Origin of the sequence: Fundicoccus ignavus (assembly GCF_009659375.1) — a bacterium.
Classification (GTDB): Bacteria; Bacillota; Bacilli; order Lactobacillales; family Aerococcaceae; genus Fundicoccus; species Fundicoccus ignavus.
Genome location: NZ_WJQT01000008.1, coordinates 102,433 through 118,393, shown reverse-complemented (window position 1 = coordinate 118,393; position 15,961 = coordinate 102,433). Strand labels below are relative to the sequence as shown.

12 protein-coding genes are annotated in these 15,961 nt (G+C 37.4%); 2 read left to right on the top strand and 10 right to left on the bottom strand.

What is annotated here, in order from left to right; all coding sequences use genetic code 11:
- Positions 1 to 1,527: 1,527 nt before the first annotated feature.
- The 10 genes from tuf to tilS form a co-directional block, all read right to left on the bottom strand.
- A complete protein-coding gene (gene tuf, locus GF867_RS07275; RefSeq protein ID WP_153832439.1) occupies positions 1,528 to 2,721 on the bottom strand; it encodes an elongation factor Tu in 1,194 nt (397 codons plus the stop codon).
- Positions 2,722 to 2,880: 159 nt separating this feature from the next.
- Entirely contained in the window at positions 2,881 to 4,971 is a 2,091-nt protein-coding gene (gene fusA, locus GF867_RS07270) for an elongation factor G (protein WP_153832438.1), read from the bottom strand.
- Between the two features lie 88 nt (positions 4,972 to 5,059).
- On the bottom strand, positions 5,060 to 5,530 hold the full coding sequence (gene rpsG / locus GF867_RS07265) for a 30S ribosomal protein S7 (RefSeq protein ID WP_153832437.1): 471 nt from the start codon (positions 5,528 to 5,530) through the stop codon (positions 5,060 to 5,062).
- A gap of 65 nt (positions 5,531 to 5,595) precedes the next feature.
- Positions 5,596 to 6,012, bottom strand: coding sequence for a 30S ribosomal protein S12 (gene rpsL / locus GF867_RS07260; protein WP_153832436.1), 417 nt, complete (start codon positions 6,010 to 6,012; stop codon positions 5,596 to 5,598).
- Between the two features lie 290 nt (positions 6,013 to 6,302).
- Positions 6,303 to 6,587 (bottom strand): GNAT family N-acetyltransferase, encoded by a 285-nt coding sequence (locus GF867_RS07255; RefSeq protein WP_153832435.1) that lies wholly within the window; start codon positions 6,585 to 6,587, stop codon positions 6,303 to 6,305.
- An 86-nt stretch (positions 6,588 to 6,673) separates the two neighbouring features.
- Positions 6,674 to 8,179, bottom strand: coding sequence for a lysine--tRNA ligase (gene lysS, locus GF867_RS07250; RefSeq protein ID WP_153832434.1), 1,506 nt, complete (start codon positions 8,177 to 8,179; stop codon positions 6,674 to 6,676).
- A 157-nt stretch (positions 8,180 to 8,336) separates the two neighbouring features.
- On the bottom strand, positions 8,337 to 9,224 hold the full coding sequence (gene hslO, locus GF867_RS07245; RefSeq protein WP_153832433.1) for an Hsp33 family molecular chaperone HslO: 888 nt from the start codon (positions 9,222 to 9,224) through the stop codon (positions 8,337 to 8,339).
- Positions 9,225 to 9,383: 159 nt separating this feature from the next.
- Entirely contained in the window at positions 9,384 to 11,438 is a 2,055-nt protein-coding gene (ftsH, locus tag GF867_RS07240; RefSeq protein WP_153832432.1) for an ATP-dependent zinc metalloprotease FtsH, read from the bottom strand.
- A gap of 73 nt (positions 11,439 to 11,511) precedes the next feature.
- A complete protein-coding gene (gene hpt / locus GF867_RS07235; protein ID WP_153832431.1) occupies positions 11,512 to 12,066 on the bottom strand; it encodes a hypoxanthine phosphoribosyltransferase in 555 nt (184 codons plus the stop codon).
- Between the two features lie 64 nt (positions 12,067 to 12,130).
- A complete protein-coding gene (gene tilS / locus GF867_RS07230) occupies positions 12,131 to 13,591 on the bottom strand; it encodes a tRNA lysidine(34) synthetase TilS (RefSeq protein ID WP_153832430.1) in 1,461 nt (486 codons plus the stop codon).
- Between the two features lie 231 nt (positions 13,592 to 13,822).
- Here tilS and GF867_RS07225 point away from each other — a divergent pair, with 231 nt between their 5' ends.
- Positions 13,823 to 14,494 carry a response regulator transcription factor gene (locus GF867_RS07225; RefSeq protein ID WP_153832429.1) on the top strand — a complete coding sequence of 224 codons (672 nt, stop codon included), beginning with the start codon at positions 13,823 to 13,825 and terminating at the stop codon, positions 14,492 to 14,494.
- Positions 14,491 to 15,549: a HAMP domain-containing sensor histidine kinase gene (locus GF867_RS07220; protein WP_153832428.1), complete on the top strand. Its 1,059-nt coding sequence runs from the start codon at positions 14,491 to 14,493 to the stop codon at positions 15,547 to 15,549. Before GF867_RS07225 ends, GF867_RS07220 begins: the two co-directional genes overlap by 4 nt.
- Positions 15,550 to 15,961 lie beyond the last annotated feature (412 nt).

The following is a 15,961-nucleotide window of genomic DNA, read 5'->3' as shown; positions in this document are numbered from 1 at the left end:
GCTTAGTGATTTTTTATACTGGTGGTCATCCAGTGTCTCGAAATTTATTCGGTTGTGTTCATTAACAAGTAATGAACCCTTACACATTTTGGTGTTTGTCTTTGTTCAGTTTTCAATGAGCTTTGTCAGTTGCGAACTCGTTCGCTGTGACAACTTTTATATTATAGCATGTTTCGTTTAGACTTGTCAACAACTTTTTAAAAGAAATTTAAGTTTCTTTTTTGTTATCGGATGGCCGCCAAGCGCATCTCCTTAACGGAACTTTTATATAGTAACATCTTTCTTTGTCGCTTGTCAACATTTTTTAAAATTTATTTAAGAATTTTAAAAGTTGTTTACGTGAATCTTTCAATTGCACTTCCATTTGGTTGCAATCTGTTGTTCTCTTAACGACAAGAAATAATATACCATGTTCCAGCTATTATGTCAACACTATTTATCAAAAATATATTTTTTTAAAATACTTTGAATCCAGTTATTCCCCCAGTATTCCTTCGTTTTATTAATCTTCTTTCTAAATATCATTTAATCGCTTTTCTTATAAAGAGAGAGATTTTTTTAATTCCTATTTTCAATTAAGCATCTGAATTAAATATATTGTGATTTTGCATATAACTTTTTATCTTCTGAATTCTTTCAGGCAATTTTTAATAAAATCTAATTTAAGCTTACTATATTATTTTAATGGATATTCCCCTTTTAAAGTTTATTTGCTACATATTATTCATTTCTTTTCTCTGAGTTACCAGTTTAATTTTCTGTTCTAATATAATCAAACATAAAAATCCAACTATACCTTAAAATGCCATAATTGTAACCAGAGAACATTCCAGGACACATATAAGCAGAGGGAGCTTCATTTATTTATACCTAATCTAAGGAAATAGCGACATTTCGAGTCATTAAAGTTTTGTTTGGCACTTTCTTCTATAAATATATCGAGAATTGTATTATCAATAACTCGCTCCGTTCATTGTATTTTTTTGCAAAACGGCATAAGACTATTCCAACGCTTTTTATCGAATCAACAGCTCTAAATTTATTCTAACAAAGCAGTTAGCGTTCAATCGACTGGACCGATAAATTTCAATCATCAAAGAAACTTAGAAACCTCCCCTGATGAAGTACGAGCAGCGAAAACAAAACTCAAATTTCATTACATGACACTTAAACTATCCTTATACTAAGAAACTTTCTGTTTAGTATTTTTAATAGAATAAAACCGCGATGCTTTTGTCGGTATACTGCGCTCAGATCAGTGACTTTGTTTCCAAAATGGTATGCAGGGCAAGCCATCGCTACTAATAGAATCGCTTACTCTGACTCCGAGCAAAACAAAATAGACAGAACCTAACCGATTGAGCTGAAAAAAATTAATCGTTAATGAAGCTTTAGAAACGACTTCCACATTGGAAAACAACAAGCTAAGCGCAGTATAAATCACGTTAAATCAAGATACAACTTATCATCCTTTATAAACAAAAAAAACGCCCCTAAGGGCGTTTAATTGTAGTTTAGTATATTGGATTAACCGATGATTTTAGATACAACACCAGCACCAACAGTACGTCCACCTTCACGGATTGAGAATTTAGTTCCATCTTCAATCGCGATTGGGTGAATTAATTCTACAGTCATCGCTACGTTATCACCAGGCATAACCATTTCAGTTCCTTCTGGTAATTCTACAACACCTGTAACGTCTGTTGTACGGAAGTAGAATTGAGGACGGTAGTTAGTAAAGAATGGAGTATGACGTCCACCCTCTTCTTTTGATAATACATAAACTTCAGCTTCGAATTTAGTATGAGGTGTAATTGAACCTGGTTTAGCTAATACTTGACCACGTTGGATTTGCTCACGTGTAACACCACGTAATAATGCACCAATGTTGTCTCCAGCTTCAGCGTAGTCTAATAACTTACGGAACATTTCAACACCTGTAACAGTTGTTTTGCTAGTTTCTTCAGCGATACCAACGATATCAACTTCGTCACCAACTTTAACTTGTCCACGCTCAACACGACCTGTAGCTACTGTACCACGACCTGTAATTGAGAATACGTCCTCAACTGGCATCATGAATGGCTTGTCAGTGTCACGTTCTGGTTCTGGAATGTATGAGTCTACAGCTTCCATTAATTCTAAAACTTTAGCTTCGTATTCTTCAACACCTTCTAAAGCTTTTAATGCTGAACCAGCGATTACTGGAATGTCGTCTCCTGGGTAGTCGTATTCTGTTAATAAGTCACGAACTTCCATTTCAACTAATTCTAATAATTCTTCATCGTCAACCATGTCAACTTTGTTTAAGAATACTACGAAGTAAGGAACCCCTACTTGACGTGATAATAAGATATGCTCACGAGTTTGTGGCATTGGACCATCAGCAGATGATACTACTAAGATCGCGCCGTCCATTTGAGCAGCACCAGTGATCATGTTTTTAACGTAGTCCGCGTGTCCTGGACAGTCCACGTGTGCGTAGTGACGGTTAGCTGTTTCATACTCGATGTGAGAAGTGTTGATTGTGATTCCACGTTCTTTTTCTTCTGGTGCGTTATCGATTTGGTCGTATGATTGAGCAGCTTGCCCACCAAAGCCTTGTTTAGATAATACAGTTGCGATAGCAGCTGATAAAGTAGTTTTACCGTGGTCAACGTGGCCTAAAGTACCAATGTTAACGTGTGGTTTCGAACGGTCAAATTTTTCTTTTCCCATTTTAGATATATCCTCCTAAAAATTTAAATTCTTATGATTATAGATTCAAGATTAAATCTATCAATGTAATTATACCGAGTTGAACAACTAATTTCAATCATTAGCTGAACAACTCGATAATGATAAAGTTGCGCTAAACTTTTAGATCAAATCTAAAAATTATTCTTCTGATTTACCACCATATTGTTTGATGATTTCTTCTCCGATTGATTTAGGCACATCTTCATAGTGATCAAATTGCATAGAGAATGTTCCGCGTCCTTGTGTTGAAGAACGTAATGTTGTAGCATAACCGAACATTTCTGACAATGGAATCAATGATTTAACGATTTGTGCGTTACCACGTGTTTGCGTACCTTCGATACGTCCACGACGTGAGCTAACGTGTCCCATAACATCTCCTAAATATTCTTCAGGAACTGTTACTTCTACAGCCATCATTGGCTCTAGAATTGTTGGGTTAGCTTTTTTAGCAGCATTACGTAATGCTAAAGAAGCAGCAACCTTGAAGGCTGTCTCAGATGAATCGACATCGTGATATGATCCATCGTATAATTTAGCTTTAATATCTACTAATGGGAAGCCTGCTAACACACCGTTTTCTAGTGCATCTTTTAGACCTGCTTCAACAGCTGGGATGTATTCACGTGGAACCACACCACCAACGATTGCGTTTTCGAATTCAAAGCCTTTTCCTTCTTCATTAGGTGAGAACTCAATCCAAACGTGTCCGAATTGACCTTTACCACCTGATTGACGAACGAATTTACCTTCTGCTTGAGTTGATGCACGGAATGTTTCACGGTAAGAAACTTGTGGCGCACCTACAGTTGCAGAAACTTTAAATTCACGTTTCAAACGGTCAACGATGATATCTAAGTGTAACTCACCCATACCAGCGATGATTGTTTGTCCAGTTTCGTGATCAGTTGATGCACGGAAAGTTGGATCTTCTTCAGCAAGTTTTTGTAAAGCAATACCCATTTTATCTTGGTCAGCTTTTGAATCTGGTTCAATCGCTACTTCGATAACTGGTTCTGGGAATTCCATTGATTCTAAGATTACAGCATCTTTTTCATCACATAGAGTATCACCAGTTGTAGTGTTTTTCAATCCTACTGCTGCTGCGATATCACCTGAGAAAACCTCTGGGATTTCTTCACGAGAGTTCGCGTGCATTTGTAAAATACGACCAACACGTTCGCGGTTATCTTTACTTGCGTTCTTGATGTAAGAACCAGCTTGTAAAGTACCTGAGTACACACGGAAGAATGTTAAACGACCTACGAATGGGTCAGTCATAACTTTAAACGCTAAAGCAGAGAATGGTTCGCTATCGTCTGCATGACGTTCAATTTCTTCTCCAGTATTAGCATCAACACCTTTAATAGATGCGATATCTGTTGGAGCTGGCAAGTAGTCAATAACACCGTTCAATAATAATTGAACACCTTTGTTTTTGAATGATGATCCACAGAACACTGGGTAAAATTCTACTGATAAAGTAGCTTTACGGATTCCAGCTTTTAATGTTTCAGCATCAATTTCTTCACCATCAAGATAAGCCATCATAAGGTCTTCATCAGTATCCGCTACTGCTTCTACTAAATTACCACGCCATTCTTCAGCTAATTCTTGCATGTCTTCTGGAATTTCAATTTCTTGAATATCAGTTCCTAAGTCATTCGTATATAGGTATGCTTTCATGTCAACTAAGTCAATAATACCTGTGAAGTTATCTTCAGCACCAATTGGTAATTGAACAGGGTGAGCATTTGCTTGTAAACGTTCATGTAATGTATCAACTGAGTACAAGAAGTTTGCACCAATTTTATCCATTTTGTTAATGAATACAATACGAGGAACACCGTAAGTTGTAGCTTGACGCCAAACTGTTTCAGTTTGTGGTTCAACACCTGATTGTGCATCAAGTAATGTTACCGCACCGTCAAGTACACGTAATGAACGCTCTACTTCAACAGTAAAGTCCACGTGTCCAGGTGTATCGATGATGTTTACGCGGTGGTTATTCCATTGAGCAGTTGTAGCTGCTGATGTAATAGTAATACCACGTTCTTGTTCTTGTTCCATCCAGTCCATTTGTGAAGCACCTTCGTGAGTTTCACCAATTTTGTGGATACGACCAGTATAATACAAGATACGTTCTGTAGTTGTAGTTTTACCCGCGTCAATATGGGCCATTATACCGATATTACGAGTTTTCTCAAGAGAAAATTCTCTTTTTGCCATCTATGTTTACCCCTCTCATATAGTGAATAGATGTTTAACAACGATTGATGTCAGTTGGTTTAACCAACCGACACAATCATTATAAATCTTACCAGCGGTAATGTGCAAAGGCTTTGTTAGCTTCTGCCATTTTATGCATATCTTCACGTTTCTTAACAGATGCACCAGTGTTGTTGGCAGCATCCATAATTTCACGAGCTAGACGAGTTTCCATTGTTTTTTCTCCACGTAGACGTGAATAACTTACTAACCAACGAGTAGCTAGAGTTGTACGACGATCTGGACGAACTTCAACTGGAACTTGGTAGTTAGAACCCCCTACACGGCGAGCTTTAACTTCTAATAGTGGCATAATGTTTTCGATTGCTTGTTCAAAGACTTCTAAAGGATCGTTTCCTGTTTGTTCTTTGATGATGTCAAATGCTGAATATAAAATCGTAGCAGCTTTACCACGTTTACCATCAACCATTAAACGGTTAATTGTACGTGTAACTAACTTCGAATTGTAAATTGGATCCGCTAAAACTTCACGTTTTGCGATTGCTCCTTTACGAGGCATTCAAATTCCTCCTTTCATACTTGGTTTATTTAGGTTTAATTGAACATTTAAGTTTAAGGCTAAAATTATTTAGCTTTAGGTCTCTTAGTACCGTATTTAGAACGGCTTTGTTTACGTTCGTTAACTCCAGCTGTATCTAGAGCACCACGTACGATATGGTAACGAACCCCCGGCAAGTCTTTTACACGTCCACCACGGATTAAAACAACACTATGTTCTTGTAGGTTGTGTCCAATCCCTGGGATATATGCTGTAACTTCCATTAAGTTTGATAAACGTACACGAGCATATTTACGTAAAGCAGAGTTAGGTTTTTTAGGTGTCATAGTTCCCACACGAGTACATACACCACGTTTTTGTGGTGACATTGTGTTTGTTTGAGATCTCTTGAAACTGTTATAACCTTTGTTCAATGCTGGTGAATTTGATTTAGTCATTTTTGACTTACGTGGTTTGTTCACTAATTGGTTAATAGTAGGCATTTAAAGTCCTCCTCCCTTATTTTCATCTTAGTCCACACATCCAAGTGTGTCATTTTTTTATAAAATACAAGCGCGATACTAATAGTATCACGTTTTATGGGTGAATCTATAGCAGTCAGCACGACTGTATTACAGGAATCTGTCAATAAAAAACACCTTAGTCATAATAGCATGCACTTTTCAGTACGTCAACCTTTGTTCAATAATTTTTATTTTTCTAATCGTATTGTCATTTAACGCACGAAATATAAAAAGAAGACAGCGCATAGAGCAACTATCTTCTTAATGAATTATGCATTCGCATTAATATGATCAAATTTTTCTGGTTCTTCGTTAAACTTTTTAACTACATAAGAACAAAGTGGTTTGATTTTTTTATTTTCTGCTTTCATTTCATCAACTAAACGATCTAATAGCTTGCCAGCCGCTCCTTGTCCTCGTAAAACAGGCGATACATATGTATGGTCTGCCACAACTACATCTGGGTCAGCTGTTGGGCGAAATGTTATTTCTGCAAGTTTCTCACCGTTCTCATTACGATGAACAATCGCATTATTTTCTCTTACTAATTCCATAATATCTCCTCCATCTATCTATACTATAATCAGTATAACATATCCTAAAGTATTTCAAGGCATCGAAGGAATCAGGCTAGTTAGATTTAATTATTACGTAGAGTTGGGAATAATAAGACATCACGAATTGATTGTGAGTCCGTTAATAACATTACCAGACGGTCAATACCGATTCCCAAACCACCAGTTGGTGGTAAACCATATTCTAACGCTTCAATGAAATCTTCGTCTAATGGATGGGCTTCATCATTACCAGCGTCTTTTTCATTAATTTGCGCTTCAAAACGTTCACGTTGATCAATTGGATCAGTTAATTCAGTAAAGGCGTTTGCGTATTCATGACCAACAATGAATAATTCAAAACGGTCAGTGAAACGAGGATCTTCGTCATTTTTACGCGCTAATGGCGAAATCTCCACAGGATGTCCATAAACAAATGTAGGTTGAACGATTGTCTCTTCACACTTCTCTTCAAAGAAGTTATTAATTACATGACCTACAGTATTGTCATGAGGGTTTAAGTAAACATTATGTTCTGCTGCTAATTGTTTGGCAGTTTCAAAGTCCATTTCTGGCCAGAAATCTACGCCCGTATGTTCTTTAATGATATCCACCATATGAACACGACGCCACGGAGAACCTAAGTCTACAACATGGTCTGCATAAGTCACTTTGTTTGTGCCCAATGCACGTTCTGCTACTGTACGAATCATTTCTTCAATTAAATCCATTACATCTGTGTATACAGAATAAGCCGTATAAGCCTCTAACATTGTGAATTCAGGGTTATGAGTTGTATCGATTCCTTCATTACGGAATACTCGTCCAATTTCATAAACTTTTTCCATACCACCTACAACTAAACGTTTTAAGTGTAACTCTAAAGCGATACGCATGTACAATTCCATATCTAAGGCGTTATGGTGTGTAATAAACGGACGCGCTGATGCTCCACCTGCTAAGTTATGTAAAGTTGGTGTTTCAACTTCTAAATAGCCTTTATCGTCTAAGAAATGACGAATCTCACGAATAATTTTTGAGCGATTAGTAAAACGAGTGAAACTTTCTTCATTACTAATTAAGTCCAAATAACGTTGTCTATAACGTTGTTCAACGTTAGTTAAACCATGATACTTATCCGGCAACGGACGTAAAGCTTTCGTTAACGGTTTGAAATCACTCGCCCAAACTGATAACTCACCTGTATTAGTCTTGAAGAGTTTACCAGTAATTCCGACGATATCTCCTAAATCGACTGTTTTCCACCAGTCGTATTGTTCTTCACCAATACCATCTTTACGTACATACAATTGGATACGCCCTTGCATATCCTGAACGTGTGCAAAACCTGCTTTACCTTTTCCTCGTTTTGATACTACACGTCCTGCTACAGATACAATAATTGGCTCTTGTTCCTCTAGCTCTTGTTTATCTAAATGGTTAAATTCTTTAATTACATCTTGCGATAAATGACTTCTTTCAAACCCAATATCAAATGGGTTAATATTAGCTTCAGCCATCGCTTGCATTTTTTCGCGACGAACCAGTAACTGATCGTTTAATTCTTCTTCAGTTATGTGTTGATCTGTCATCCACTTCACTCCTAACTTTATCTTTCACATTGAATATTCTAACCGAAAATCGCACAAATGTCATTGAAAGCCTCAATATTTCTTGAGAAGCTTCCATTTTCAGTGTTTTTTAGTATTTTGCATTCCTTGAAATGATTTAAATGGTATAGCTTGCCTTCTATTCTTCTGAACTAGTCTCTTCTAATAAAGCCACTAAATCTTCCTCTGTGAAATCATAATGGTTATTACAGTAGTGACATACCGTTTCTGCTCCATGATCTTCCGCAATCATTGCGACAATTTCATCACGACCGATTAATTTTATTCCTTCAGCAAATCTCTCTTTGCTACATGGACACGAAAAGTTAACATCTTGATAAGCTAAAATCTCAGAATTATTTTCACCCACTAATATATCCAATAAAGATTCAATGCTTTCAGCTTCTTCTAAACGATCTGAGAAACGACCTAAAGAGCCGATTTTCTCTTCAATCGCTGTTAGTGTTTCCTCAGTAGCTCCCGGCATTACTTGAATCATAAACCCACCGGCAGCTGCAACTGTTTCATCAGGATTTACTAAGACACTTAAGCCAATCGCAGAAGGTGTTTGTTCTGATACGGCCATATAATAAGTAAAGTCTTCTGCTAACTCACCACTAATTAGTGGCACTTGACCAGAAAACGGCTCGCTATCGCCAATATATTTACGAACTACCAATGTACCTGGTAAGCCTACTGCACCTGCAACATCCAATTTACCGGCACCGTTTAATTCTAAGGCCACTTTAGGATTTGTCACATAACCTCTAACGTTACCATTCGCATCGCCGTCGGTTAGCACTCGACCTATCGGGCCATCACCAATAATTTCAACACTTAAACGATCTGAACCTTTTAAATTTGCTGATAATAAAGCCGTAGCTGCAATCGTACGACCTAAAACAGCAGTTGCAGTATGCCATGTGTCGTGTCTTTCGTGCGCTTCATTAACGGTTGCTGTTGCATCTAAAACAAAAACTCGAACTTGTCCATCATAAGCCAAAGCTTTCAATAATTGATCTGTCATATTTATATAATCTCCTTTATCTTTACAAATTCCTCTTTATTTTACTCAAAAATTGATTTGATTGAAAGTATTCTTTAACAAACCTTTTAATTGACCAAAATAAAATCGAACATCACGCTTGCAATCATTTAGCAAGGTGAAGTTCGATTTTATAATATCTTATTCTGCAGACTCTGATGAATCTGATGGTTCTTCAGCAGTCTCTGAAGTCGAATGTTTTACATCTTCTTCATGAGCAACTTTTTCTGAAGCTTCCTCAAATGTATCTGCTGTTTCAATCGGTTCAACTTTCTTCGTTTCATCTTCAGGCATTTCACCAGTTTCAAACAAAGCTTTAATCTGACGCTTGTCTAGCGTTTCGATTTCTAATAGTTTCTCAGCGATAACATCTAATTTATCACGATACTTGTTAATGATTTCGTGAGCGTCTTGATGAGCACGTTCAACAATATTACGTACTTCTTTATCAATTTCGTAAGCTACTTGTTCGGAATAAGCAGGTCTTTGACCGTAATCACGGCCAATAAACACTTTAGAGTTTCCTTCATATTGAATCGGACCTAAATCAGACATTCCGTATTCAGTTACCATGCTACGCGCAATTTGTGTTGCTTGTTGGAAGTCATTACTTGCTCCAGTTGATTGTGAGTTGAAGACAATCTCTTCAGCCACACGCCCACCTAGTAAACCAACGATTTGTTCGTAAAGTTCTACCTTCGTTACAATAAAACGATCTTCTTTCGGCAACATAATGGCGTAACCACCTGCACGACCACGAGGAACAATTGTTACTTTGTGGACCACACGAGCATCGCTCAAGACCATCCCTACAACAGTATGTCCAGCCTCATGGAAAGCAATTGTACGTCTTTGTTTTTCTGAAATAACTGAATCAGTTTTAGCAGGTCCCGCAATGACACGGTCATGCGCTTCATCCACATCATCAGCTGTAATTTGCTTACGGTCGAAACGAGCTGCGATTAAAGCTGACTCATTCAATAGGTTCTCAAGGTCTGCACCAGAGAAACCTGGCGTTTGTTGAGCAATCACTTTCAAATCAACATCCGGAGCAAACTTCTTGTTACGAGCATGTACACGTAAAATCGCCTCACGACCCTTAACGTCTGGATTACCTACTAAAATTTGACGGTCAAAACGACCTGGACGTAATAAAGCTGGGTCCAAGACATCTGAACGGTTTGTTGCAGCAATTACAATAACACCTTCGTTACCTTCAAAACCATCCATCTCAACTAGTAACTGGTTTAACGTTTGTTCACGTTCATCGTGACCTCCGCCCATTCCAGCGCCACGTTGACGACCTACTGCATCAATTTCATCAATGAAGATGATTGCTGGTGCACTTTTCTTTGCATTCTCAAATAAATCACGCACACGACTCGCACCAACTCCGACGAACATTTCTACGAACTCAGAACCTGAGATACTAAAGAATGGAACGCCAGCTTCACCGGCAACCGCCTTTGCTAATAAGGTTTTACCAGTTCCTGGAGGGCCTTCTAAAAGAACACCCGCTGGGATACGAGCACCTAATGCAGTAAAGCGTTTAGGATCCTTTAAGAATTCAACCACTTCGACTAATTCTTGTTTCTCTTCTTCTGCTCCAGCGACATCTTCAAAACGGACCTTAACTTTTTGTTTAGATACGTCCTTAGACTTCGATTTACCAAAGTTCATTACGCCTTTGCCACCACCGCCGCCACCTTGTTGCATCATTGAATACATTAAGAAGAAAGCTGGAATCATTAAGATTAGGAATGGTAAGAAACTTAACCATAAGCCTGTGCTTGATTCTGGAATTGAAGTCATTTGAGTTTCGGTCGCTAAAGCTAACTGAGTTACGCGTTCAAGCGTCGCATCATTACCTAATATTTCTGTCTCAAATCGGTTTTCTGAACTAGAGCTTTGAAAAATTTGAACTAAGTTCTCTTCTTCTTCATTTACATTACTCGTAGAGTCGTAGACACCATTAATATGGTAAACGCCAGATCCAATCTGGACTTCAAACTCTTTAAATGCACCTTGCTCCAACTCTGTCATAAATTCAGATGATGATAATTCTTTTGTTTGATTATTAAAACCGAAATCTCCGGAAATCATTTGGAATATTCCTGCTATCGCAAGAAACGCAAGAATGTAGAAGAGTGTGCCTCTAAATACATTGCGATTTCGATTCGGGTTTGGATTTTGCATTAGATATATCTCCTCCTTATCTGTGTATTAAACATATATCTTGTTAATCATACCACAATTTGAATGAACAATACTACTCTTCTGGCTCAGTATAAACTTCTGGTTTTAACACACCGATGTAAGGTAAGTTACGGTATTTTTGTTTATAGTCTAAACCATAGCCAACTACAAATTCGTTTGGAACTTGAATTCCTACAAAATCAGGAACTAAATCCGCGATAATTCGTCTTTCTGGCTTATCTAAAAGCGTCACAACTTTAACAGATTTTGCTTTACGATAATGTAACAGCTCTACTAAGTAATTCAATGTACGACCAGTATCGATAATATCTTCAACGATTAAGAAGTCACGGCCTTCAACACGCGTATCTAAATCTTTAACGATTTTAACTTCACCTGAAGAAACAAATTCTTCTCCGTAACTTGAAACGTCCATAAAGTCGATTTCCAAATAGCAATCCATTTCACGAATGATGTCCGCCATAAATAAAGCAGCACCTCGCAGAATACCAACCACGACTACTTCCTTATCTTTATATTCTTCTGTCAATTGTTGACCTAATCGCTTAATTGCTACTTTAAGCTCTTCTTCTGAGACAAGGACTTCTTTAATATCATTTTCTAACATTCAGGTTCTCCTTCTAATCAACGTAATCTTGATGTAACAAGTTGCATTGTACCATATTAATGTATTATTTTCTCACTTTTCTATATAAAAAGATATGTGTAATTGTATCAGTTTGTTGCGGCTGATACAATCCAGAGTATTTGAGCGGGATTAACCATACAATTCGGTCGGCTTTATCACAGAGTAACCACATAGCAAAACGCTGATCGGATGGTATCTTTTGATCAATCATAATCCGTGAAATTTTCTTATGAAAGATTGTTTGATCCGCTCTTACTACTGCCATTTCATCACCATCTTGGCGGTGGCGCATGTAAAACCCATCTGTTAAATGATCTGGGATACTTAACGTTAACAGGTGATCCGCTTCATTCTTCATACGAGTAGTCACGAAATCTATTTCAAACAAACCTAATTCTTCATCTTCCGACAAGCTAATCCATTGATTCATCTGGTCAATACGAATTATTTGTTCTTCCTTCGGCTCCATTACGAAACCACTTGGGCGAATATAGATGAAATCATACTGACGTACAGCTTCCCAACCTGCCCCTAACATTACCACCGCATTAGGATCCGAGTCATTCAAAACTAGCTGATGCATTTGGTCTAACATTGCTTTATTGTAATTCGGTACATCTTCTATAAGACGTTCTTCAAAAAAAATTGATAAATATGTTTTTAATTTATTAGCACTTAAGTCTCGCAAGGTCGGCACATAAAGAATCCAATAACCTTGCTCCGCCCGCATAAGCAACTGAGGTTCAATCGCAAGATAATCTTCGAAATGCGTTAAATAACTGGCTTGAAATTGTTCTTGTAACGCTAGCATATTATTTAAAAACTGCGGATTTTCTTTTTCAAAGAACGGAACCAATTGGTGTCTAATGCGATTACGCAAAAATTTATGACTATCATTTGTCGCATCTTCAAGATACTCTACTGAAAACTCTGCCGCATAATCATATAATTCTTGTTTAGGGACCGCAATCAAAGGTCTCAGTACATTAACCAAAACAGCATGGCGATGTTGATCTGTTAAAATCCGACGATAATTAGCGGGAATACCTCGACTTCCCTTCATCGATGTACCACGTAACACTCTCATTAAATACGTTTCAACCGTGTCATTCAAATGATGACCTGTCATTAAGGTATCTGCTTCACTGCCTTTTAAAACATCCGCAAAAAACTGATAACGCGCATCACGCGCTGCAGCTTCTACGTTCACTTCAACAGGTGTTTCCCATTTGCCTAAGAAATAGGTAAAGCCTTTGGCCTCTGCTTGCTTCTTAACCAAGTTTTGCTCAGTTATATGCTCTTCAGGCGAGCGTAGTTGATGATTAAAGTGCGCGACAATTATTTCTTTATCTGAGTATTCTTGAAGCTTAACCATTTCACTCATCAAATCTAATAGCACCATAGAATCTACACCGCCAGAAATAGCGAGCACAATCTTATGGGCATTTTTCCATTCAGGCCATGATTCGAGTTGTTGTTTAACTTGTCTAAGTAAAGCTTCCATCAATAATTCTCCTAAACTATTTAATATACCTATTATAACGTTTTATTTGTCTGCAAAGCCATAGTCACTTATTTACAAATTGATTATTTTATTTCGTAAAATTAATAATATTTAAATAATAAGCAAGCTTAGTGTATAGTGAAATTATTAAATGACTATGAACAATACATCGATAATTAACAATCAATTCATATAGAATTGTTACACTCATGCCAATTAGGAGGGATATACATGAATAAAATTTTAGTTATTGAAGATAATGAAAACTTGGCCCGCATTTATCAATCCATTCTTTCAAAAAACTATTTTGACGTGTTTATAACAAGTGATGGTCAACAAGCCCTCGATTTACTTGAAAAAATTCATGTTGATTTAATCATTACCGATGTCATGATGCCAAACATGGACGGTTTTGAATTCGCAAGTTTGATGAGAGATGCTGGTTTTGAGGTGCCAATTTTAATGATTACCGCCCTCGATTCACTCGAAGATAAGAAACGAGGCTTTAAATTAGGTATTGATGATTATATGGTCAAGCCAATCGATTTAGATGAAATGGTACTTAGAGTCGAAGCGCTGCTACGACGTGCCAAAATTGCTCACACTAAACAATTAACCGTTAACGAAACAATACTCGACCAAAGTAGTTATAATGTGATGTTCAACAACCAACAATTAACCCTACCACAAAAGGAATTCCAACTCTTATATAAATTACTTTCCTATCCTGACAAAATATTTACCCGCCAACAATTGATGGATGAAATATGGGGCTTGGATACAGATACGGATGAAAGAACAATTGACGTCCACATAAAGCGATTGCGCGATCGCTTTTCAGATAATCGTGATTTTGAAATTGTGACTGTCAGAGGCTTAGGATATAAGGCGGTAATTGAATGATGAAAAAATTCATTTACGGAAAATTACGTTTCCACTTCGCTATTATTACCTGTATCGCAACGTTTGTGTCTCTTACCGTTTTTTCGACAGTCCTTTATGCTTTAAACAGTTATTTTAATTGGGATATCATGTTCAGCGGTCGCTTCTACGTTTGGGTTTTCTTGATTATTCTGAGCGGTATGATTTCTGCTTTTATCACAACTTACGTAGGGCTTCAAATCATCGAGCCTATCGAAGTTTTACGAGAAAATATGACAAAAGTGTCCGCTGGTGATTTCACAGTAGAATTGGATCCAGAACAAAAAGTTGAAGAAGTAAGCCAGCTATATCGTGACTTTAACTTAATGGTTCATGAGTTGGGAGGGATCGACGCCTTACAAAATAACTTCGTATCGACAGTCTCTCATGAATTTAAGACGCCCTTAGCGACTATTCAAGGTTATGCCCAGTTACTACAAGATCCTGAAATCGACGATGATACTCAACAAGATTTGTCCAAAAGATTAATAGTGGCCACTCAACAATTAACTCAATTAACTGACAATATTCTTAAACTTACTAAAATAGAGCACCAAGGCATTAGCCTTGAACGCAAAATCATCCGCATTGATGAACAAATAAGACAAGCGTTGCTTTTTTTACAAGCTAAATGGGAAAAGTATAATATCAGTTTTAACATCATTCTTGAGCGTACACAATTCGAAGGAAACGAAGAGTTAATGCAACAAGTCTGGGTAAACTTACTAGACAATGCAATAAAATATAACCACCAAGATGGAGAAATTACAATTACTCAGCATGAATTAGAGGATGGACGCATTGGATTCGACATAAGCGACACCGGTATCGGCATGACACCCGAAACAGTGAATAAAATTTTCGATAAATTTTATCAAGCCGATAGCAGTCGCTTGAATAGTGGAAATGGCCTCGGGCTCTCTTTAGTCAAGCAAATACTCAAACTACACCAAGCTGAAATCAAGTATAAAAGCAGCTTAGGCCAAGGAACTACAGTAACTGTTATCTTACCCAAACATACTAAAGCAAATGATTGATTTCAAGCCGATACTCGAACGACAGCATAACCTACATTAGATTGAAGAGATCATCATGAGAAAACCTCGGACGATTCCTAGGACTTTAAATTCCGTACAGTAGTTTTAACTTGATTATATCGCTTTACTTTAGTTGGAATACTTAACGTAGCTCAGCGACTTGTTTTCCATAGCGGAATAAAGTGCAATCGTCACTATTACCAGAAAACTTGCCCTGACTATCAACAAAGAAAGCAAAATAGACAGAGCCTAGCCGATTGAGCTAGAAAAGCACGAACTTCAGTGAGGCTTTGAAAGCGATCACTGTCTTTCAAAAACAATAAGCTGAGCGAAGTACAAAAAACTTGGTAAATTAATACAAAACTTATAATCTCTTATATGACAAATAAACATCCCACCAAGGCCATGGCAC

Coding starts and splice junctions, on each gene's coding strand:
- tuf (WP_153832439.1), bottom strand. CDS start 2,721: ATGGGAAAAGAAAAATTTGACCGTTCGAAACCACACGTTAACATTGGT.
- fusA (WP_153832438.1), bottom strand. CDS start 4,971: ATGGCAAAAAGAGAATTTTCTCTTGAGAAAACTCGTAATATCGGTATA.
- rpsG (WP_153832437.1), bottom strand. CDS start 5,530: ATGCCTCGTAAAGGAGCAATCGCAAAACGTGAAGTTTTAGCGGATCCA.
- rpsL (WP_153832436.1), bottom strand. CDS start 6,012: ATGCCTACTATTAACCAATTAGTGAACAAACCACGTAAGTCAAAAATG.
- GF867_RS07255 (WP_153832435.1), bottom strand. CDS start 6,587: ATGGAATTAGTAAGAGAAAATAATGCGATTGTTCATCGTAATGAGAAC.
- lysS (WP_153832434.1), bottom strand. CDS start 8,179: ATGACAGATCAACACATAACTGAAGAAGAATTAAACGATCAGTTACTG.
- hslO (WP_153832433.1), bottom strand. CDS start 9,224: ATGACAGATCAATTATTGAAAGCTTTGGCTTATGATGGACAAGTTCGA.
- ftsH (WP_153832432.1), bottom strand. CDS start 11,438: ATGCAAAATCCAAACCCGAATCGAAATCGCAATGTATTTAGAGGCACA.
- hpt (WP_153832431.1), bottom strand. CDS start 12,066: ATGTTAGAAAATGATATTAAAGAAGTCCTTGTCTCAGAAGAAGAGCTT.
- tilS (WP_153832430.1), bottom strand. CDS start 13,591: ATGGAAGCTTTACTTAGACAAGTTAAACAACAACTCGAATCATGGCCT.
- GF867_RS07225 (WP_153832429.1), top strand. CDS start 13,823: ATGAATAAAATTTTAGTTATTGAAGATAATGAAAACTTGGCCCGCATT.
- GF867_RS07220 (WP_153832428.1), top strand. CDS start 14,491: ATGATGAAAAAATTCATTTACGGAAAATTACGTTTCCACTTCGCTATT.